Annotated in this window: 21 protein-coding genes; 13 read left to right on the top strand and 8 right to left on the bottom strand. The window is 52.8% G+C overall.

The window, feature by feature from the left end; all coding sequences use genetic code 11:
• Positions 1–37: 37 nt before the first annotated feature.
• Together QUD59_RS17200 and QUD59_RS17195 are read left to right on the top strand one after the other, a co-directional pair.
• Positions 38–991, top strand: a complete 954-nt coding sequence (locus QUD59_RS17200; protein ID WP_286238486.1) for a formate dehydrogenase subunit gamma — start codon at positions 38–40, stop codon at positions 989–991.
• A 261-nt stretch (positions 992–1,252) separates the two neighbouring features.
• Complete coding sequence (locus QUD59_RS17195; RefSeq protein ID WP_286238485.1) at positions 1,253–1,975, top strand: substrate-binding periplasmic protein; 723 nt, start codon at positions 1,253–1,255, stop codon at positions 1,973–1,975.
• Positions 1,976–2,059: 84 nt separating this feature from the next.
• Here QUD59_RS17195 and QUD59_RS17190 read toward each other — a convergent pair whose 3' ends face one another.
• Positions 2,060–2,533: an Lrp/AsnC family transcriptional regulator gene (locus QUD59_RS17190; protein WP_286238484.1), complete on the bottom strand. Its 474-nt coding sequence runs from the start codon at positions 2,531–2,533 to the stop codon at positions 2,060–2,062.
• Positions 2,534–2,682: 149 nt separating this feature from the next.
• Here QUD59_RS17190 and QUD59_RS17185 point away from each other — a divergent pair, with 149 nt between their 5' ends.
• The 3 genes from QUD59_RS17185 (at position 2,683) to QUD59_RS17175 (ending at position 5,546) form a co-directional block, all read left to right on the top strand.
• Positions 2,683–3,696, top strand: coding sequence for a hypothetical protein (locus QUD59_RS17185; protein ID WP_286238483.1), 1,014 nt, complete (start codon positions 2,683–2,685; stop codon positions 3,694–3,696).
• Positions 3,697–4,626, top strand: a complete 930-nt coding sequence (gene rarD / locus QUD59_RS17180; RefSeq protein ID WP_286238481.1) for an EamA family transporter RarD — start codon at positions 3,697–3,699, stop codon at positions 4,624–4,626.
• 116 nt (positions 4,627–4,742) lie between these two features.
• Positions 4,743–5,546, top strand: coding sequence for an ion transporter (locus QUD59_RS17175; RefSeq protein ID WP_286238479.1), 804 nt, complete (start codon positions 4,743–4,745; stop codon positions 5,544–5,546).
• Positions 5,547–5,585: 39 nt separating this feature from the next.
• On the opposite strand, the gene QUD59_RS17170 is transcribed toward QUD59_RS17175, so the two are convergent.
• A complete protein-coding gene (locus tag QUD59_RS17170) occupies positions 5,586–5,975 on the bottom strand; it encodes a YkgJ family cysteine cluster protein (protein ID WP_286238478.1) in 390 nt (129 codons plus the stop codon).
• An 88-nt stretch (positions 5,976–6,063) separates the two neighbouring features.
• Here QUD59_RS17170 and QUD59_RS17165 point away from each other — a divergent pair, with 88 nt between their 5' ends.
• From QUD59_RS17165 to QUD59_RS17155, 3 genes are all read left to right on the top strand, one after another.
• Entirely contained in the window at positions 6,064–6,849 is a 786-nt protein-coding gene (locus QUD59_RS17165) for a lipoate--protein ligase family protein (RefSeq protein ID WP_286238477.1), read from the top strand.
• A 155-nt stretch (positions 6,850–7,004) separates the two neighbouring features.
• Positions 7,005–8,405 carry an FAD-binding oxidoreductase gene (locus tag QUD59_RS17160; protein WP_286238475.1) on the top strand — a complete coding sequence of 467 codons (1,401 nt, stop codon included), beginning with the start codon at positions 7,005–7,007 and terminating at the stop codon, positions 8,403–8,405.
• 75 nt (positions 8,406–8,480) lie between these two features.
• The gene (locus tag QUD59_RS17155; RefSeq protein WP_286238473.1) at positions 8,481–8,888 is read left to right on the top strand and encodes a hypothetical protein; all 408 of its coding nucleotides are present in this window, start codon (positions 8,481–8,483) and stop codon (positions 8,886–8,888) included.
• A 194-nt stretch (positions 8,889–9,082) separates the two neighbouring features.
• On the opposite strand, the gene exaC is transcribed toward QUD59_RS17155, so the two are convergent.
• Positions 9,083–10,603, bottom strand: coding sequence for an acetaldehyde dehydrogenase ExaC (exaC, locus tag QUD59_RS17150; RefSeq protein WP_286238472.1), 1,521 nt, complete (start codon positions 10,601–10,603; stop codon positions 9,083–9,085).
• A gap of 347 nt (positions 10,604–10,950) precedes the next feature.
• Between exaC and QUD59_RS17145 the strand changes: the two genes are divergently transcribed.
• On the top strand, positions 10,951–11,751 hold the full coding sequence (locus tag QUD59_RS17145; RefSeq protein ID WP_286238471.1) for an FRG domain-containing protein: 801 nt from the start codon (positions 10,951–10,953) through the stop codon (positions 11,749–11,751).
• 55 nt (positions 11,752–11,806) lie between these two features.
• Positions 11,807–12,466, top strand: a complete 660-nt coding sequence (locus QUD59_RS17140) for a putative 2OG-Fe(II) oxygenase (protein ID WP_286238470.1) — start codon at positions 11,807–11,809, stop codon at positions 12,464–12,466.
• 287 nt (positions 12,467–12,753) lie between these two features.
• On the opposite strand, the gene QUD59_RS17135 is transcribed toward QUD59_RS17140, so the two are convergent.
• On the bottom strand, positions 12,754–14,505 hold the full coding sequence (locus QUD59_RS17135; RefSeq protein ID WP_286238469.1) for a PQQ-dependent methanol/ethanol family dehydrogenase: 1,752 nt from the start codon (positions 14,503–14,505) through the stop codon (positions 12,754–12,756).
• Between the two features lie 301 nt (positions 14,506–14,806).
• Here QUD59_RS17135 and QUD59_RS17130 point away from each other — a divergent pair, with 301 nt between their 5' ends.
• Positions 14,807–15,343, top strand: coding sequence for a cytochrome b (locus tag QUD59_RS17130; RefSeq protein ID WP_286238468.1), 537 nt, complete (start codon positions 14,807–14,809; stop codon positions 15,341–15,343).
• Positions 15,344–15,374: 31 nt separating this feature from the next.
• Here QUD59_RS17130 and QUD59_RS17125 read toward each other — a convergent pair whose 3' ends face one another.
• From QUD59_RS17125 to pedF, 4 genes are read right to left on the bottom strand one after another with little or no spacing between them, the layout of a single operon-like run.
• The gene (locus QUD59_RS17125) at positions 15,375–16,298 is read right to left on the bottom strand and encodes a quinoprotein relay system zinc metallohydrolase 1 (RefSeq protein ID WP_286238467.1); all 924 of its coding nucleotides are present in this window, start codon (positions 16,296–16,298) and stop codon (positions 15,375–15,377) included.
• 9 nt (positions 16,299–16,307) lie between these two features.
• Positions 16,308–17,063: a quinoprotein dehydrogenase-associated SoxYZ-like carrier gene (locus QUD59_RS17120; RefSeq protein WP_286238466.1), complete on the bottom strand. Its 756-nt coding sequence runs from the start codon at positions 17,061–17,063 to the stop codon at positions 16,308–16,310.
• A gap of 55 nt (positions 17,064–17,118) precedes the next feature.
• Positions 17,119–18,045 (bottom strand): substrate-binding periplasmic protein, encoded by a 927-nt coding sequence (locus tag QUD59_RS17115; protein ID WP_286238465.1) that lies wholly within the window; start codon positions 18,043–18,045, stop codon positions 17,119–17,121.
• Positions 18,032–18,475: a cytochrome c-550 PedF gene (gene pedF, locus QUD59_RS17110; protein WP_286238464.1), complete on the bottom strand. Its 444-nt coding sequence runs from the start codon at positions 18,473–18,475 to the stop codon at positions 18,032–18,034. Before pedF ends, QUD59_RS17115 begins: the two co-directional genes overlap by 14 nt.
• A gap of 456 nt (positions 18,476–18,931) precedes the next feature.
• On the opposite strand from pedF, the gene QUD59_RS17105 reads away from it, so the two are divergent.
• On the top strand, positions 18,932–20,758 hold the full coding sequence (locus QUD59_RS17105; protein ID WP_286238462.1) for a methanol/ethanol family PQQ-dependent dehydrogenase: 1,827 nt from the start codon (positions 18,932–18,934) through the stop codon (positions 20,756–20,758).
• Between the two features lie 57 nt (positions 20,759–20,815).
• Complete coding sequence (locus QUD59_RS17100; RefSeq protein ID WP_286238460.1) at positions 20,816–21,454, top strand: pentapeptide repeat-containing protein; 639 nt, start codon at positions 20,816–20,818, stop codon at positions 21,452–21,454.
• Positions 21,455–21,474 lie beyond the last annotated feature (20 nt).

Below are 21,474 nucleotides of genomic sequence, written 5' to 3'. Positions count from 1 at the left end.
TGGTTTCCATCCGGCTTGCACGATTTAAGGAGACTTTATGCTCCGTATTATATTGCCATCTCACTTGTTACTGTTGCTGGGCCTGCTGTTTGCAGCTCAGGTACAGGCAACACCTTCCGACGCTAAAGTCGCGGGGTTTGCCGGTGCAGAGTACTGGCAGGTGGTTCAGCAGGGTGAAACCGGCCGTACCCAGGCACAGGGTAACGAAGCCGGCCAGCTGATTAACGTCAAGGGCGAGGAATGGCGTCACTGGCGTAATCAGTGGATCACGCCAGCCGGGCTGTATGCCATCGGCGGTACACTCGGGGTTCTGCTGATCTTCTACCTGCTGGTCGGGCAGAAGAAACTCGATCATCCGCGTTCCGGTCAGTTGATCGAGCGCTGGAAACGTCTCGATCGCGCCAATCACTGGACGGTTGCGGTACTGTTTATCATCCTCGCACTCTCCGGTCTGAGCCTGCTCTACGGCAAGTTCTTCCTCAAAGCAGCGATGGGTGATTCGCTCTGGGCGAGCTACATCATGTTCTGCAAACTGGCGCATAACTACCTTGGGCCGCTGTTTGTGCTGGGCCTGCTGTTTATGATCGTGCGCTGGATCAAGCATAACTTTTTCAACCGCAATGATCTGATCTGGTTCCTGAAAGGCGGCGGCATCATCGGTAAAGCCCACCCCAGTGCGGGCTATATGAACGGTGGTGAAAAAGTCTGGTTCTGGTTACTCACAATCGTAGGTCTTGTCGTTTGCGGCAGCGGTCTGGTACTGGATTTCCAGAACTTTGGCCAGATCCGCGAAACGATGCAGATCGCTAACCTGTTGCATGCTGCCGGGTCATTGATCCTGATGGCAGCGTCCCTTGGCCATATCTATATCGGCACCATCGGTACTGAAGGTGCGCTGGAGGGAATGAAAACCGGTTATGTCGATGAGACCTGGGCTAAACAGCACCATGATCTCTGGTATGAAGAGGTTAAACGTAATTCTGATAGCTGACGAATGTGCTGCCTGAGCCTGTTCAGGCAGCATGTCACCGAACTATCACCGTAAAGATCTTCACCATAACGTTTGTAGTTACCCCAAGAGCCTGCGTCGCGGCTATAACGACTCTCCCTGGCAGAGCTGTTCTGAGTCTGTGCGCAAGTACCTTACAAACGTGCTTCTTTTGCCGGCCATTATTGGCCGGCTTTTTTTGACTTTCTGCTGACCACTTTATACCTTTTAATAAACACTCAGTAATCAAACAGGAACCGGCCTGTGCAGAATCGTTTATACAGCCTTCTCTTTACCGTACTGCTGCTTTTTCTGAGCGTTCAGAGCAGAGCCGAACACCCTATCCGACTGGCAGTCCCCGACTTCCCTCCCCTGACCTACTATGCTGATGGCCAGTTCAGGGGCGTGGGCATTGAGCAACTGGAAAGTGCGCTGCAGGCACTTCGACAGCCCTATGTATTTTCACTGGTTCCAAACTATGGACGGGCTGTTCAGGAAGTACGCAAGGGACACTATGATGGCTTTTTCCTGGCATCTGAAAACCGCGAGCGCAACCAGATTGCCGTGTTATCAGACCCGGTGCTGATCAACCGCTGGTCATGGTTCCTGCGAAGTGATGCGCCTCTGTTACCCGACGACATGGCATTCAAATCACAGGCGGGCATTGCGACCCATCTCAATACCAACACCCATCGCTGGCTGCTGGAACATGACTACCGTGTAACCTACACACCGGGCGATGTTGATGACCTTTTAAAACCCCTGATACGGGGCCGGGTGAATGCGGTATTTCTTGCTGAGCATGTTTTTCTTGATAGCTGCCGGCGCCTCGGCATCGATCCGCAACGATTTTTACAGATAGTCGAAAAACCAATGCCCATGGGGGCTTATATTTCAAAACGCTATCTGGCGGATCATCCTCAGTTTATGCAGCAGCTCAACGAACAGTTACGTCGTCAAACTTCCGGGACGGCAGTGTACGATTAACACCGCCCGCAAGGCCACACGGTTTGTCCATTTCGTGCTCATTTGCTGCCCTCACTGCTCTGTGCGCTGACAGTCAGTGACCAATCAGAGCTGATCCACATCCAGTTGCGTGGAAAATTTATTTCTGCGCAGTGAGATCAGTGACCTGAACTTACGCAGATTCGGGTCACTCGCCAGTTCGCGCCGGGCAAAAGACTCGTAGGCCTCCATATCCCGCACCACAATCACCAGTACAAAATCGATCTCACCGGTGACCTGATAGCATTGAGTCACTTCGGCAGCCTGCTGCATCTTACGCATAAAGTTATCGTGAACATCGATGGAGTCACGCCCCATCTCAACCTCAACAATAATATTCAGGGACTGACCAATCATGCGTGGGTTGATCAGCGACACATCGGCCATGATCACCCCTTCCTCGCGCAATTTTCGTACCCGACGCAGACAAGCCGGTGGAGAGAGGCCCACCTCTTCTGCCAGTTTCTGATTACTGATCCGGTTATCCTGCTGCAGGCATCGGAGGATATGCCGGTCGATGCGGTCAATCTCGTATTTCATAATATTTCGTTAGTAAGGCTGATTGCTTAATTAGATTAAATTTATCATCTAAAAATTAAACTTTCAGAAAATCCTGCTTTGATAAACGAAATAATATTTCAATCAGTTGAAATAGAATTGATCCTCTTTCCACTCCGGAAGTCAGCCCGATGCTTAATCCCGTTACACCGCAACAGTTTTTCCGTGAAACCCTGCCATCACTTGGCCGGGAGATTTACGATGTCTGCTTTTTGCTGTTTAAGCTGACCATTCCCATTGTGATTGCGGTAAAACTGCTTGAAGAAGCCGGAATGATTCCCTATATCAGCGCCCTGTTCGAGCCGCTGATGCAACTGGTTGGCCTGCCGGACAGCATGGGGCTGGTCTGGACCACAACCATGCTGACCAATATCTATGCTGGCATGGTGATCTTCTTCCAGAGTGCGCCACAGGAGAACCTGACTGTCGCACAGGTTACGGTACTCAGCAGCATGATGCTGATGGCTCACAGTTTGCCACTGGAGCTGCGTGTCACCCAGCGGGCCGGTGTCCGCCTGCTGTTTGCACTGCTGCTGCGGATGCTGGCAGCGCTTGCGCTGGGGGCGTTGCTCAGCTTTATCTATCGCTGGGGCGGCTGGTTGCAGCAACCGGTGGAACTGGTCTGGCAGCCGGCATCGGCAGATCCTGATCTGTGGCAATGGAGCCTCAACCAGTTGCAGAGCTTTGCCATGATCATTGTGATCGTCAGCGCCCTGCTCAGCCTGTTACGTCTGCTGCGCTGGCTGCATATAGAACGGCTGATGATATGGCTGCTACAGCCCCTGCTGTGTTTAATGGGGATCAGTCGGCAGGCAACCTCACTGGCGATCATCGGTGTCACGCTGGGCCTGTCGTTTGGCGGAGGTCTGTTGATCCGCGAGGCTGAAAGCGGCCGGGTCAGTCCTAAAGACTGCTTTTCCGCTCTCTGTCTGCTCAGCCTGTGTCACAGCATCATTGAAGATACCCTGCTGGTACTGACCATGGGAGCTGATCTGTCCGGGGTACTCTGGGCCCGGCTCTTCTTCAGTCTGGTGGTGATCTGTCTGATCACCCGGCTGGTACAACTCGCCCACCCTGATTTTCAGCGTCGGTTTCTGTTTCGTGATGTTTCCCGCCCGGAAGCAGCACCTGCCAAGGAGGTTTAAGTGACCGATCTGCAATCACAAAGCGAACACACCAAAGGGGTTTATTATGCGCTGGCGGCATTCCTCATGTGGGGTCTGGTACCGGTCTATTTTAAATCGGTTGCGCATATCTCACCGGTTGAGGTCATTGTACACCGGGTGATCTGGTCTGCAGTATTTCTGCTTCTGTTTATCTGCCTGACCCGGCGACTGGGTGATCTGATCGCACTGTTTCAGCGGCCCAGTGTGCTTTACGGGCTGGCCCTCTCTGCGGCCGTTATTTCGGTTAACTGGCTGGTCTTTATCTGGGCTGTCAGCCAGAACATGATCGTTGAGGCAACCTTAGGTTATTTTATTAACCCATTGATAAGTATGATTTTTGGAATGGTATTCTTTGCAGAAAGGTTGCGGATGATGCAGTGGATGGCGATTGCGCTGGCTGCTGTCGGCGTCCTGATGCAGGTGATCCTGCTGGGGCACCTGCCCTGGGTTGCTCTGGTGCTGGCTACCAGTTTTGCGATCTATGGCGCCCTGCGTAAAAAGATTCCGGTCGATTCCATCACCGGTCTGCTGATGGAAACCCTGTGGCTGACGCCCATCGCCCTGAGTTACATGGGCTGGCTCTACAGTCAGGATCAGTTGCAGATCATTTCGGCGTCGGCAGAGACGGTCTATCTGCTGATGTGCGCGGGGATAGTCACCAGCCTGCCGTTGATGGCTTTTGCAGCGGGTGCACGCCGCCTGAGCCTGACCCTGATCGGCCTGCTGCAGTATATCGGCCCGAGTATCGCCTTCCTGCTGGCGGTGTTCTATTACGATGAGCCTATGGATTCACAGCGGCTGCTGACCTTTGTTCTGATCTGGACCGCGCTGGCTATCTTCAGCGCCGAAAGTATTCTGTTCCAGCGCCGTAAACGCCACCCGCGTATTCCTTTAGCACAGGAGGCCTGACCAGCCGGGAGAGAGCCGTCTTTCAGCCGCTCTGAAATTACTGCTTTCTCCTACTATTTTTCCACTGCAAAGCACAGTAAAGTTCAGCCCGGTAACTTTGTTTAAACGGTTTGCAGATGAACACACAATCCCTTCAGGACAGTTTCTTTAAGCTACGCAGTAACCGCGCTTTCGAGCTATTCGTGGTTGCTGTCATTATCTTTTCCGCGCTGGTCATCGGCGCTAAAACTTACGATATCCCGCCCCAGGTTCTGACCCTGATCGCCTGGCTGGATACCGGCATCACTCTGTTCTTTCTTGTTGAGATCAGTATCCGGTTTCTTGGCGAGCCGAATAAAAAAGATTTCTTCAAAAACCCCTGGAACCTGTTCGACAGCCTGATAGTGATTGTCAGCCTGATCCCGATTGAGGACAGCGAGATGGCGTTGATCGGCCGGCTGATCCGTATCTTTCGTGTGCTGCGAATGGTATCGATCATCCCTGAGCTGCGCATGCTGCTTAACTCGCTGATCAAGGCACTGCCCCAGCTCGGTTACGTCATCCTGCTGATGTTTATCATTTTTTATATCTACGCGGCGATCGGCGCCTCGTTCTTTGCCAGTATCAATGAAAACCTCTGGGGTGATATCTCCATCGCCATGCTCACCCTATTCCGGGTGATGACCTTTGAGGACTGGACCGATGTCATGTACGAAACCATGGCAGTCTACCCGTTTAGCTGGATCTTCTACCTCACCTTTATCTTTCTTACCACGTTCGCCTTCCTCAATATGGTGATCGGCATCGTGGTAAATGTGATGGAAAGCGAACATGCGCAGGAGGAGAAAGAGCGCGCTATTGCCGAAGGTGAACTGACTCTGGAAGATCTGTCACAGCAGATCAATGAACTGAAGCAGATGCTGAAAGACAAAAACGGCTAAGTTGAACCGCTGACCGGGCAAAGCCTGCGCCCGGTCATCTTATTTGGGCTGGTAAGCGCAGTGATTTGGTTTCGGCCCGATCTGCGGGTGATTGCGACAGGTTTCCGGACGCTGCAGGTAGATCTGGCAGAGACGGCTGCGCTGATCCAGATAGATACAATCATCGTTGGCGTAACGAGCCAGCGTATAGATCTCGGTTTTGTGATTAAAGTGGCCGACAATCCCCTCCTTCATCAACCGCTTTGCCAGCTTCTTGGCGGGCTCATCGGCCTCGAATTCATCCACCACGCCCATCCGCACCAGATCAGAGAAACGCACCTCTACCGGCAGGCTGCAACAGGTTCCGCGACAGCTCTGGCACAAATTTCGGTTGTACTTGACCCATGTTTTCAGGTCGTCCACATTGGCAGCAGCAATTCTTCGGTTCATTTTCAGGCAGGTGATACTGGTATTGGGGGCGCGATCATAGCAAAATTCCCGCTAACCTGTGAACCTCTCAGCCAAGGCTACCTACCCTGTGATATCTGAGCACCCGGATTTCCATACGATCTTTTCTGACCCGCCACGCTGGCGCCTGATTAACGAACCGCTGGCTGACAGTGCAGAAGCTGCACTACTGCGCGACAGTCTGCTTTTACGTGAAGTGGCTGAGGGCAAACGTGGGGCCACTGCACGGCTCTGGGAAGCGCCGCAATCGCTGATCGTCACCCGAAAAGAAACGCGCTTTCCCCGTTTCGAAGAGGCCTGTCAGCGGTTAGCAGCCGAAGACTGGCCAGTGAATATTCGCGACAGCGGGGGCACCAGTGTTCCCCTGCAACCCGGCATCCTTAATTTCAGCCTGATCTTTCCCCAAACCGAAGCCTCACAATACAACCTTGACCAGATCTACCTGGCACTCTGCGAGCCGATCCGTGGCGCGCTCAGTCAACTGGGCCTGCAGGCAGATTACGGAGAAACACCCGGCTCCTACTGTGATGGTCGCTATAACCTGAATGTTGACGGCCTGAAGGTCACAGGTACTGCGCAGCGCTATCGCATCTCACCACCCAATCAGCGCGGCGTGCGTCAGGGTGTACTGGCCCAGGCCATGCTTATGGTCGAAGCAGATGCAGAAGCAGGTACCGCTCAGGTTAACCGCTTCTACCGTCTGGCCGGCAATGAACGTCAGTTTAATCCGGCTGTGGCGACCAGCCTGACCCGTCTGCTACCCAGCGCCAGCAAACCCTCCGGCATGTTAACCCTGCGCCTGCGGCAGTTAATCGCGAGCGAATTTCAGCAGCTGGTCCAGACCGCTTCGTCATAAAAGCGTAATCAAGACCGGGTATTCTGCACACACTGTTCAGGGACAAGAACACAGGGAACGGCGACGGACTGCCATATCCCCCTGATTTTCTACTGTTTTTCTACGCAGTTCCTGCTTTAATAAACTGAACAATAACAACAAAAGTTCAGTAGTCTATGCATCAGTCTAAGCCCTACTCTCAAGCCGACCTGAAACGAGTCATCAATGAGCTGGCGACCACGCTGGCCGATCGCATCCATCTTTCACAGGCTGTCCGTGAACAACACGGTCAGGGCGAAGACAGTTACGGCTGTATGCCGCCGGACGCCGTTATCTATCCTTTCAGTACAGAAGAGGTCGCGCAGATCGCCAGCCTGTGTAACCGCTATAAAATTCCACTCATTGCTTACGGAGCGGGATCCTCGGTTGAGGGCCACCTGCTTGCTTTACAGGGTGGCATCTGTCTGGATCTGAGCGAGATGGATCAGGTACTGGAGATCAACGCGGCAGACATGGATTGCCGGGTACAGGCTGGTGTGAGCCGCGAAGCACTGAATAAAGCGCTTCGTTATGACGGGCTTTTCTTTCCGGTTGATCCGGGTGCCAATGCCAGCCTTGGCGGGATGGCATCCACCCGCGCCAGCGGTACCAATGCCGTGCGCTACGGAACCATGCGCGATGCGGTCATTGGCCTGACGATAGTGACCGCCAGCGGCGAGATTATCCGCACAGGCGGCCGTGCCCGAAAAAGTGCGGCCGGATATGATCTCACTGCTATGTTTGTCGGCGCTGAAGGTACACTGGGGATCATTACCGAGGTACAGCTTCGCTTGCATCCTGTACCTGAGCAGATCCGTGCTGCAGTCTGTAGTTTCGAAACCCTCGCAGACGCCGTTGATTCCGTTATTAACGCACGACAGATGGCGCTGCCTCTGGCCCGCATAGAGCTGCTCAATGGCTTGCAGATGCAGGCCTGCATTGATTACTCAAAACTAGAGGGATTCTCTGCAAGCCCGACTCTGTTTATGGAGTTCCATGGCGAGCAGACCAGTCTCGATACGCAGATCACCACTATGCAGGATATCTGTAACGAGTTTGGTGGCAGCGCTTTTCAGTGGGCGGATTCAACAGAGCAACGCAATGCGCTGTGGAGCGCACGCCATAATGCGTATCATGCGGCCCACCAACTGCTGCCCGGCGGCAAGGTGCTGACAACCGATGTCTGCGTGCCAGTTTCTGAACTGGCGCACTGCATTTTGCAGGCTGAGCAGGATGCCGCCGAAACAGGGCTCGCCTGCCCGATCGTCGGCCATGTGGGTGACGGTAACTTCCACATGCTGATTGTTTTCGATCCGAAGCAGCCCGACCAGTCGGAACAGGCCCGCAGCCTGTCCCGGAAGATTGTTGCCAATGCTTTACGCTATGAAGGCACCTGCACCGGTGAACATGGTATCGGCGTGGGCAAAAAAGCCTACCTGCTGGAAGAGCACGGCCCCGCTGTGGCATTGATGAGACAACTGAAGCAGGCGCTCGATCCGAACCAGATTATGAACCCGGGTAAAATATTCGATCTGTAACCCACTCAGGTACAATGGACTAGACTCATAAGCAGGATCTCAACATCCTGCTAAACATAAGCAAGGAGAGCCCTGGTGAACTACCGTGGTATGCAAAATTCACTGATCATTGGCGTTGCGGCCTCTGCTCTGGCGGCCTGCAGTTTGCAGACACCCCGCCAGATTCACGGTGATGTGTATCTGATTGATACAGAACTGGCCCAGCTCTGCAGCCCCAGTGCCTGCTACAGCCTCAACCTGATTCAGCCATCATGGAATGAGCAGGATATTGCCAGACAGTTTGGCCTGCCGATGCAGAACTATAGCTGGAATGCCTCAGAACTTACCGCGATTCTGCTCAGCCCGCCGGATAACTCCTATCAGGTTGAACAGCTCAGCGACCATGAGTTTATTATTCCCCGCACCCTGGCAACAGAAACCACCTATCACCTCCTGCGTCAGGAAGATTTTTTCCTCTACTGGACCACCCCCGGAGAGTCCTGAAAAAGCGTAACAACAAGCTGCAAAGACCCTTCTGCACAGATCGCAGAAACACTGACTCGCCGGCACGTGACTTAACACTTTGGGCAAATAAAAAAGCGGCCCCAGAGGGGCCGCAATAAACGCAAGAAGCTACATCAAATAGCTTAGAGAGTGGAGTCTGCAGTGTCCTGCTGCAAACTCCTGACAGGCTTCGTTTAGAAGAAGCCCAGAGGATTAGCGCTGTAGCTAACCAGCATGTTTTTAGTCTGCTGGTAATGCTCAAGCATCATCTTGTGAGTTTCACGGCCAACACCGGACTTCTTGTAACCACCGAATGCAGCGTGTGCCGGGTACAGGTGGTAGCAGTTCATCCATACACGACCGGCCTGGATGCCACGACCCATGCGGTATGCAGTGTTAGTGTCACGAGTCCATACACCCGCGCCCAGACCGAACTCAGTATCGTTAGCGATAGCCAGAGCTTCAGCTTCATCTTTAAAGGTTGTTACCGATACAACAGGACCGAAGATCTCTTCCTGGAAGACACGCATGTCGTTGGTGCCCTTGATCAGAGTCGGCTTGATGTAGTAACCGTTGCCGAACTCGCCTTCAAGCTGCTCAACACCGCCACCCATCAGGATCTCAGCACCTTCTTCACGGCCGATGTCCATGTAACCCAGAATCTTGTCGAACTGTTCCTGAGAAGCCTGTGCACCTACCATGGTTTCTGTATCCAGCGGGTTGCCACGCTTGATCTGTGCAGCACGCTCAATCACTTTAGCGATGAAGGCATCAGCGATATCTTCCTGAACCAGCAAACGGGAAGGACAAGTACATACTTCACCCTGGTTGAAGTAAGCCAGAACCGCACCTTCAACTGCTTTGCTTACGAACTCATCTTCCTGATCCATTACGTCGCTGAAGTAAACGTTTGGAGACTTACCGCCCAGCTCAGTAGTAGAAGGAATGATGTTCTCAGCAGCACACTTCATGATGTGTGAGCCAACTGGTGTAGAACCGGTGAAAGCGATCTTGGCAATACGGGTGTTGCTTGCCAGTGCCTGACCTGCTTCTGCACCGAAACCGTTAACTACGTTCAGTACACCTGCAGGCAGCAGGTCGCCGATGCACTCCATCAGTACCAGAATAGATACCGGAGTCTGCTCAGCAGGCTTAAGAACAATACAGTTACCAGCAGCCAGTGCAGGCGCCAGTTTCCACGCTGCCATCAGCAGTGGGAAGTTCCAGGGGATAATCTGACCCACGACACCCAGTGGCTCGTGGAAGTGGTAAGCAACGGTAGTTTCATCGATATCACCGATGGTACCTTCCTGAGCACGGATACAACCTGCGAAGTAACGGAAGTGATCTGCAGAAAGAGGCACATCGGCAGCCAGCGTTTCACGTACCGCTTTACCGTTATCCCAGGTTTCGGCTACAGCCAGTTTCTCAAGGTTCTCTTCGATGCGGTCTGCAATTTTCAGCAGCAGGTTAGAACGCTCAGTAACAGAAGTTTTGCCCCAGGCATCTTTGGCCGCGTGTGCAGCATCCAGCGCCAGTTCAATATCTTCCGCAGTAGAGCGAGGAATTTCACATACCGGCTCACCGGTAACAGGCGTATGGTTAGTGAAGTACTGGCCTTTTACCGGCTCTTTCCACTCACCATTGATAAAGTTGCCATAACGTTCTTTAAAGGAAACGACGGAACCTTCTGTTCCTGGCTTAGCGTAAATCATCTTCTGTATGCCTCTTGTTTTTATGTACTGTCGGTAAGCTGACAGTTCCGTTTCTTTACAGATTCATATTAGCTACCCACAGAGAAATACAGGTATCATTCCTTGGCATCGAAAAATTACTCATTTGGTAGTAATTAGGGCGGCCCCCGTCCGTCTCAGGCCCCATGAAACGGGCATATTGGTCTAAAGTAAAAAGTCATAAAAATGTCATTAATTTCTACTTCCCAGGTCTAATTGCGAGCGTTCGCACAAGCTTGCAACATTGGCAGGATATAAAATGGAACATCAGCCTCAGTTGCCCTTTATCTGCAACTGACCGGTCGGCGTGATACTACAGGGGAAACGGCATGACTAAAGCTTACGAAGTAACCAGTTGGCAGGAGTTTCTTACTCTGGTCGAATCCGAATCTCTTCGCGGCTGGGCTTTTCGTGGTCAGGCCGACGCCGACTGGAATCTTGAGAGCTCACTCACCCGTAGACTGAAACAGTTTGTCACCAACCGCCCCTGGGCAGAGCAGGAAGACCGCGCAATCCGGGTTTTCCGCCGCAAAGCTCACTATTTCCTCAACGATACCAGCGTACTGAAAGATGACTTCCGCTGTCTGGCTCTGATGCAGCACCATGGCGCACCGACCCGCTTACTGGACTTTACCAAATCGCCTTATGTTGCCAGTTACTTCGCCCTTCACTCCTGTACCGCCCCTGCGGCTGTCTGGGCGGTTAATACGCCGGCGTTATGGCACGAGGCCACCCCACCGGAAGCGCCTCAGCTTACGCGTGAGGCGATTGACCCGCGTGACAGTAATAATCTGCACCGCTATTTCCTCTCCAATGAATATCCCGTGGTCTGGCCGGGCGAACCCTGGTCGATGGACCGCCGTATCGTTGCCCAGGCAGGCACGTTTATGCTGCCGGGCCGGATAGATGAATCAGTTGAGACGCTGCTCAATAACTACGATTACGATGGCGACATTCTGGCCAAGATCATTATCCCACCTGAGATCCGCCGCGAGGCGATGGAAGCGCTGTACCGTATGAACATCACCCACGCCACCCTGTTCCCGGATCTGGATGGTCTGGCCCGCTCGATATCTTACGAACTGGAGGTAAGCTGGGTAGGTACCTCCGGACCGCCACAGAAAACGTAGTGAAAGCGTTGCCAGGCGGGTAAACTAGCCTCTTTTACCATGCAGGCACCGATCCATGTATTCCGATACCCCACAGGTTGAGTCAATTCAGGCCTGGAACTCCCCTCTGTTTGTCAGCAGTAACCCCGATCATGAGTTCCTTAAAGAGGATCTGCTGAACTATATCTACCGTTACCAGCAGACCCAGCAGCAGGCGATTGCGAGCGAGGTTGCGGTTAATGCCAAGCACCAGCTCTTCGAAAGCAAGCTCTGCTTTCTGGAAGCAGAGGAGCCTGCGGTGATGGAGTTACGACGGATGCTGGAGGAGCTGCTTTCGGCTGTTGCAACCGAAGTTAATGCACCCTACTGGCCTGAAGGTGCTGAGGGGGATGCGCAGATTATCGAGTCCTGGTTTCATGTGACCCACAACGGTGGTTACCATGATATTCACTCGCACCCGAACTGCTCATGGTGCGGGATCTACTATCTGGACCCCGGCGAGTGTGAACTGGGTTCACGTAACGGTGTTAACCGGTTTTATGATCCTCGCAATAATGCCGATCATTATGGCGACCCGGGTACGGCTTACCTTTCACAGCAGGGGTATTGGGATTTTGAGCCCGTAGAAGGCCAGATCGTAATCTTCCCTTCCTACCTGAAACACTCAGCACTGCCTTATTTTGGCGCTAAAGACCGGGTTGTTGTCGCGTTTAACGCTGTCATTGATCTGGTTTAAAACGCGTTCCCGGTCAGGTAGTTTCCATAGCGCGCCATAGGCTCGCCCTGCGGAATTACCTGCACCGTCAGGTGCAATACGCTACGCTATTGCACCCTACATAAACCTGCGCCAACCCTGATTATACTTCTTTGCGGTGAGACACCTCTCCTACAGGGGCCGAACCGGGCCGAGAGATAATAGCGGCAAGGCCCTACACCCGGAACGAAAAAAGCCAGCTTAGCGCTGGCTTTTGATTGCTGGGACAGGCTGAGTGGCCGCAGCCACCCAGTCGCAGGCAATGTCGTTTACTTAGGCAGTTTGAAAGTCCAGACGGTGCCACCCTGGTTCAGGTGCTTAACACGCTTGGCCACTTCACCACCCCACAGAGGTACCGCACCACCCCAGCCAGATACAACTGACAGGTACTGCTCACCGTTCTGCTCCCAGGTAATCGGAGAACCAACGATACCGGAACCGGTGTTGAATTCGTATTCAACTTCACCTGTTTTGGCGTTCAGGCCTTTCAGGTAACCCTCAGGTGTACCGAAGAATACCAGATTACCTTTGGTCGCCAGTACACCGCCCCACAGTGGCGCGTAGTTGTTGTGACGCCATACTTCTTTACCTGTTTTAGGATCCATTGCACGCAGAACACCGATGTACTCGTCGTTCATTGGCTTGATGGTAAATCCAGCACCCAGGTAAGCTGCGCCTTTTTTGTACGCAGTAGGTTCGTTCCAGATATCCATCGCCCATTCGTTAGACGGTACGTAGAACAGCTCAGTATCCTGGCTGTAAGCGACTGGCATCCAGTTCTTACCACCCAGGAAGGATGGGATCGCTACAACGGCTTTACCTTTCTTGCCATCTTTGGAGTCAGCAGGGTTACCCGGACGGAATGCTTCGTCGTAGATTGGACGACCGGTTTTCGGATCCAGGCCTTTAGCCCAGGTGATTTTGTCTACAAACGGGAAGCCACGGATGAAATCACCGTTTTCACGGTTCAGGACGTACATGAAGCCGTTACGGTCAGCCGTTGCTGCCGCTTTAACGGTTTTGCCGTTTTCCTTATAGTCGAAGGAGATCAGCTCGTTTACACCGTCGTAATCCCAGCCATCGTGTGGCGTAGTCTGGAAGTGCCATACGATCTTACCGGTGTCCGGATCGATTGCCAGACGAGAGGAGGAGAACAGGTTATCGCCAGGACGCAGGTGAGAGTTCCATGGCGCCGGGTTACCAGTACCGAAGAACAGCAGGTCTACGTCAGGATCGTAAGTACCGCCCAGCCAGGTTGCAGCACCACCGGATTTCCACAGATCGCCTGGCCATGTTTTGCCTGCTTCACCACCGGAAATACCGTTTTCCATTTTCTTGCCATCTTTCCAGATGTAACCCATGTGACCTTCAACGGTCGGACGGCTCCAGGCCAGCTTACCGGTTTTCGCATCGTAGGCTTCAACTTTACCAACGATACCAAACTCACCACCGGATACACCGGTGATTACTTTACCTTTAGCAATCAGAGGTGCAGCCGTGATGGAGTAACCGGCTTTGTAATCTTCAACTTTTTTCTTCCACTTAACCTTACCGGTTTTAGCGTCCAGCGCTACCAGTTTAGCGTCCAGTGTACCGAAGATAACCAGGTCATCATACAGCGCAACACCACGGTTGATAACGTCACAGCAAGGCATGATGCCGTCTGGCAGACGTGCGTTGTATTCCCACAGTTCTTCACCGGTGTTGGTGTCAATGGCGAATACACGGGAGTAAGAAGCCGTTACATACATAACGCCATCTTTAACGACAGGCTGTGATTCCTGGCCACGCTGTTTTTCACCACCGAAAGAGAACGCCCAGACCGGACGCATATCTTTTACAGTGCTGGTGTTGATCTTGTCCATCGGGCTGTAACGCTGACCACGTGGGCCCATACCGTTGGTAACAACATCCTCAACAGTCATCTGGTCGTTCAGGATGTCCTGATCGGTAACACCAGCCTGTACAGTGCCTGCGACAGACATCGCAGCAACCAAGGCAGACAGTGCGAATTTTTTCATTGTGCGCTCCTCTACGGATTTTTTTATTGGCTTTAGCAGAGAGCCGGGAATTTTTCCCGAATCATGCAGGCAATTGTTTTGCTTATGGGGTTTTTCAACAATTCAACAGCGGGAGTAGTTTTCTCATCACTTGGTAGTAATACCAGCCACACAATTTGGAGATACCCCGCTGAAAGCGCCGTGGTTACTGGTATCTGAAGGAAAGCGCTTAACCCTTCTTTACACAGATTTACACCCCCTTGTCTTTAAGCGGAGATAAGGCCAGAGGATAATCAGGGAATTACATATCAAGGAGACAACAATGCCTGCATTTACCCGCCTGCCCCGCCTTACCATCGGCTTTCACTGGATTATCGCGATCCTGATGATCGCTAATCTGATCTTTGGCATGATCGTCGAGGAGATGGAGCGCTCCGCCATGAAAGGTACCCTGATGGGCCTGCATAAATCAGTGGGCATTCTGGTACTGACTCTGGCCGTCTTCAGATTACTTTACACCCTCAAACAGGGATTACCCGCCCCACTCAGCCCAACCCCCGACTGGCAGTTAAAAGCCGCCAAACTGACCCATACCTTCCTGCTGGCAGCGACAATTTTCATTCCGTTTTCCGGCATGTTAATGAGCTACGCAGGAGGTCGACCGATTGAGATGTTTGGCCTTGAGCTGATCGGCGCAAGTGGCTACCAGATTGAGTGGTTAAAATCGCTGGCTGGAGCTGTTCATGGTGGCGGCGCCAACCTCCTGATCTTTGCCCTTGCCCTGCATATAGCGGGAGCCTTCAAACACAGCCTGATCGACAGGGATGGGACATTGCAGCGCATGCTGGGACGTTCCTGATAAGCCTGCCTGAACCGGGCTCTGCCCCGGTTCAGAATGCTTTTTCCTCATACTTTGCATAGAGATGCGCCACCGTACGAATAAACTCCATACGGCTTAATGCAACAGAGGCAAACTCTTCCGGTATCGGCAACCTGATGACCTCGGTCATGGAGAGGCCCTGTTCAGCCGACTCCGTCAGGATCTGATCCAGCCAGCGCAGATAATCACGCATCTGTCGATAGGCCTGCTGATCCTGCACGACCGGGCCATGCCCCGGTACAAGGTATCTGAACTCAATCTCACTGAGCTGATCGAGTTCAGTCAGCCAGACCTGCAACCCGGGAGTATGCGGGGTAGTCAGTGCGCGCTGGTAGAACACCATATCAGATGCAAACAAGACCCCACTGGTTTCATCCAGCAACACCAGATCAGCACCGGTATGACCCCTAAACGCCAGCAACCTGAGTCGATGTCCACCCACCTCAAGCACGCCCGGTTCTATCTGTTCCTGCGGCAGCTCAACCTCGGTTGAGCGCATCCAGTCACCGATCATACGGTACATGTTCTCTGCTAACCCATCGCCCTGCGCTGCAATCTGCTCCCCGGTACCTTTCAGGGCAACGATGCGACTGTCTGCGAATGCCTGATTTCCGAGAAAATGATCGGGATGATGGTGGGTATTGAACACATAACGGATCGGCTGATCAGTTTTAGACTCGATGAAGCGCCTCATCGCCTGACCGTATTTCAGTGACGGACCGGTATCAATTACCAGCACTCCGTCTGTTGTGATAATAAAACCGGTATTAACAATATTGCCGCCATTACGCCGGGTAAAGTCTTCGGTCTTCCCCTGCAGCACCCAGGTGCCGGGTACTACTTCACGGGCATCCATCTCATATTGCAGTGGCGCGGCAACTGCGGTCAGTGGTAACACACAGCCAATAAGCAGCGCTTTGAAGATTCCTTTCATACTCACCTCCTACAGCGCCTGCTCGAATTCATTACCGCCGTTATCACGCATCCAGATAGTGTGCCGGCGGCTGCTGTCACGTACATCCAGCGTGATGACCGGGTTTTCGCTGACCGGCTGAGATAACTCCATCCGGGCAAGATCTTCACCCTGCTCACCACGAACCACCAGTTGCTGAATATAAAACTCAGGGATCGCATCGACTAACCCTGTGTCCATTGGGTGGATCACTTTAAACTTATAACGACCACCCTGGTTGCGGGAGAAAAACCGGCTCTTCATCTCGCCAAGATGACTTTCCCAGTAGGGGTTCGCCGCGGCAGCGCTGGGTGTGGTACAGCCACCTCCGGCAGCATCGAGATAACCACCGCCAATACGCCAGATTCCCTCTTTGGTCAGTACTGCGGCGCGAACCGCAGTACCCTGCTGAACTTTGATGCGAAGAGAAACACGCGGAACCACGCGGGGATGCGGGTAATAGGTGAATATGTGTTGAATGGGATTGAGATCTGCCCAGACCACAATGCGCTGAATATTACCCGCCAATGCTTCGGCATCGATACTGACGGGCACCTGGGTGGGGTCTTCTGCAAAATCCGGGACACTGACTTTTACCCGGGGATCAAACTCATAGGCCTGATCCCCGATATAGCGTTGTCGCATGTAGTCCCATAGCGGCGAGTTGAGCGGATCGGGCTGCCCGGCCATAGCCGCACCCGGCAGCAGAGTACTCAACAGGTAGGCAGCAACCGTTTTTCTGATCATCTTCATCCCTCTTATTGTTATTTTCGGGGACTACGTAGCAGGTACGCAGCAGGTCCTATTGCTGACTGACCTCCTGGTAAAACCCGGGAAGTTCGTAGCGCAAACCATATTGATTGTAGATCTTTTCCATCTCACCCGAACGAACCATACCGGCAACAATGTCATCCACGGCATAGCCGAGTTGACGATAGGTATGCTTGATAGCCATGCCGATATCCCACTTCTGTTTACCCATAGTCGGGTAGCCGTTCGAAGCCAGTTTAAAGTTCGGGTCTTTGCTTCTTGCCACCAACCAGTCAACTTCAGCGCGCATCGCCATTACCGCATCAACCTTACCCTTTTCCATTGCGGCAAAGGCTTCACGGGCATTTGTGTAATGGTGAGTTTTATCCCGCATCCGCCCGCCAAACGCAGAGGTCAGATAAAAATCGGGCAGACTGTCAATCTCAACTCCGATCGGGTGGTACTGGAAAACGGCCAGTGTTGATACGTCATCCATTTTCCGGCCGTCATAAACCACCTGCCAGCTCTCGCGCTGATAGGGACCGAACATGACCACCATATCGTTGATTACAGCACCGGTAGAATCCTGCATGTAGCTGTATTCACGGTCATAGGGTACGCGCATCATGACATCTGCGATATTTTTAAGCGCCAGCGGGTTCTCCTCATTCTTATCGAGGTAATGCCCTTTCCAGACGTTGTTACGCAGATCATCTTCCAGATTTTCGTCGGGTGTAATCCAGTGCGGCTGAAACTCCACACCCAGTCCCGTGGCGATGCGTTTGGCAATTTCTACATCCACACCGACGGGCTTGCCCTCTTCCAGATAGGAGTAAGGGGGAAAATCTTTATAAAAACCTATTTTGATATAGCCGCTGGCAATTACGTCATCGTAATAACGCGCTTGCGCCAGGCTGCTGAGCAGGCTGGCGCAAGTAAACAGAGCGACATTAAGAAGCGACTGTTTATTCTTGAACATAGCGAGTTTCCAGCCAAGCACGGATTGCCCACAGTGCTTCCTGACTGAGATGCTCCGCCATTTTCGGCATGTAAACACGGCCATCACGTACCGCACCATTCACAACGCGGTACTGATACCACTCATCACCTTCGATACCTGGTTCCAGATAACGCAGGTCCGGAGCAATACCACCGGAGATGGCATCCAGACCATGGCAGCGGGCACAGTTCTGTGTATAAGCAGACTCACCGATCTTAACCGCAAGATCACGGTTCTCGTAGTCTTCATTGTATGGGTTCTGATCCAGCCACTCTTCACCCAGAGGAGACAGGCCAGCAATGTCCACATTCTGTGGAGTCACATCACCATGCGCCAGAACCTGGCCGGAAACAGCAACCGTCAGCATACCTGCGGCAGTCAAACTCATAAGTTTCTTATTGATAGACATCTTTATTCACCACTTAGTTTTTATACTGTTCACGCGCCCGAAGGAAACTCATGTAATGATCGGGTCAATCTCTGCCAAGTCAGAGCACTGCGTGGAATCTCTACTTTACTGAAGCCACCCACTTCAGCAGGGATGCCTATATGATATTGCCAGTGCAAAAATCCTCAGAATTGTACTTTGGATTTCAAAAACTACTCCCTTGGTAGGAGATCGCTCACATATTGCGACCTAAGTAGCCCTTTCTGCGGCAACGCGCAGTACCAAGGCACTAATCCTCACTGATTACTACGGGCAATTTCCCTAATACCTGCGGGTTTATTTCATTTATATCCGGGATACGCACCCGTAAATGCGGGGTGAACTGCCGTTGTCCGAGAGCCTGTTTCAAACTGAGAATTAATCAGCGATACCGCAAACGTGTGTATCACCATCTGAAGCAATAACAGGGTGTTCTAAATGACAAAAACAATAATCAGCGGGCTCAAGCCCCTTTGTGCAGCAATCAGTCTGGGTCTGATTGCTGGGTCTGTAACCGCCAAACCGGTTACCTGGGAAGATATTAAAAATGACGCCAACACGCCCGAAGATGTCCTCGGCTACGGTATCGGCCCTAAGGCCCAGCGCTGGAGTAACCTTACAGAGATTAATGACAAAACCATCGATAAGCTGGTACCTGCCTGGTCTTTCTCTTTTGGCGGCGAGAAACAACGCGGCCAGGAAACACAGGCACTGGTGCATGATGGCGTGGTCTATGTTACCGGTTCCTACTCACGCCTGTTTGCACTGGACGCTAAAAGCGGCGAAAAACTTTGGGAGTACGCTTATCGCCTGCCGGATGATATTCGCCCCTGCTGTGACGTAGTCAACCGTGGCGCAGCGATCTTCGGTGATCTGGTTTACTTTGGCACACTGGATGCAGCCATTGTCGCGCTGGATAAGAAAACCGGTAAGGTGAAATGGAAGAAGAAATTCGCCGATCACACGGAAGGTTACACCATGACCGGCGCACCAACGATCATCAAAGATCAGAAAACCGGCCGTGTACTGCTGATTCACGGCTCATCTGGTGATGAATTCGGTGTTATCGGTAAACTGTTTGCGCGTGACCCTAATACCGGTGAAGAGGTTTGGATGCGCCCGTTCGTTGAGGGTCACTATGGCCGCCTGAACGGCGAGAAGAGCACCCCGACCGGCGATCCGAAAGCGCCGTCATGGCCGGATGATCCAAACTCTCCTACTGGCAAAGTTGAAGCCTGGAGCCACGGTGGCGGTGCACCCTGGCAGTCCGCCAGCTTTGACGTTGAAAACAACATGATCATTGTGGGTGCCGGCAACCCAGCTCCATGGAACGGCTGGGCCCGCACCTCGCCTGACGGCAACCCTGCCGACTATGACAGCCTCTATACCTCAGGTCAGGTGGCCGTCGACCCTTCTACCGGCGAAGTGCAGTGGTTCTATCAGCATACGCCGAATGATGCCTGGGACTTCTCAGGCAACAACGAACTGGTGCTGTTCGAATATCAGGATGGCGGTAAAACGGTCAAAGCCACAGGTCATGCCGACCGTAATGGCTTCTTCTATGTTGTCGACCGTAAGAACGGTGATTTTATTCGCGGCTTCCCGTTTGTAGACAACATCACCTGGGCGACCCATATCGATCCGAAAACCGGTCGCCCTGTCGAGGTGGAAGGCCAGCGCCCACCCAAACCTGAACCGGGCGAGAAACGCGGAAAATCCGTTGAAGTATCACCTCCGTTCCTCGGTGGTAAAAACTGGAACCCAATGGCTTACAGCCAGGACACCGGACTGTTCTATCTCGGCGCTAACCACTGGAAAGAGGATTACTGGACCGAAGAGGTGCACTACAAAAAAGGGGCTGCCTATCTCGGTCAGGGATTCCGTATCCGTAAAATGTATGACGACCATGTCGGCATTCTGCGTGCGGTTGATCCGGTGAAGGGTGAAATTGTCTGGTCACACAAAGAGAAACTGCCACTCTGGGCAGGCGTGCTGGCCACTAAAGGCAACCTGATCTTCACCGGTACCGGTGATGGCTTCATTAAAGCTTTTAATGCCAAAAACGGTAAAGAGCTGTGGAAGTTCCAGACCGGATCCGGCATTGTCTCCTCGCCAATCACCTGGGAACAGGATGGCCAGCAGTACATTGGGATCGCCAGCGGTTATGGCGGTGCAGTACCACTTTGGGGCGGCGATATGGCTGACCTGACTAAACCGGTCACACAGGGCGGCTCTTTCTGGGTCTTCAAACTGCCAAAACACTAACCGACCTTCCCTGCCCGCCCGGCTTTAAACCGGGTGGGACTCTTCGGAGAAAAGCTTATGCGTACACCTCTTACTTTAGCCCTGTTGCTGGCCGTGCAACCGGTCACAGCCGATGATCTCATGATCAACGGCTGCCAGCTCAAGGCTGCCACTCAGTGCCCCGGCGCTGATCTGTCCGGTGCCGACCTCAGGCATCTGGATCTCAGCGGCGCAAATTTTCAGGGTGCTAATCTGCAAGGCGCCGATCTGCGTCATACGCTGCTGAAAAACACCAATCTTGAAAAAGCCAATCTGAGTCAGGCTAATATGGCCCGTGCTGATCTGCGGCATGCATCGGTACGTGGTGCGAAATTGCACAAGACCAATCTTGAAGCAATTCATGGCTGGGCCCTGTTTGCCCAGGGTGCAGACTTCAAACAGGCGAACCTGAGGGGCGCTAATCTGGAATTCGCCCGTTTCAGCGGTGCCAAATTACGTCAGGCAGATATGCAGGCTGCGAACCTCGAGATGGCCTGGATGATCAAGGCAGATCTGAGCGGAGCTAACCTGCGCAATGCGAATGTTCAGGAAGCTAAACTCAATGCCGCCTCACTGGAGAATGCTGACTTCAGCGGCGTGCGCCGGCATTTCGCTACTTTTCAGGCGACCTACATGGAGGGCTGTAAAGGGTGTCCGTTTGACTGGGCCCGGCAGTAATAACCCTTGCGAATTGCAGC

It is taken from the genome of Neptuniibacter halophilus, assembly GCF_030295765.1.
Lineage (GTDB): Bacteria > Pseudomonadota > Gammaproteobacteria > Pseudomonadales > Balneatricaceae > Neptuniibacter > Neptuniibacter halophilus.
This window is presented reverse-complemented; position numbering and strand designations above follow the sequence as displayed.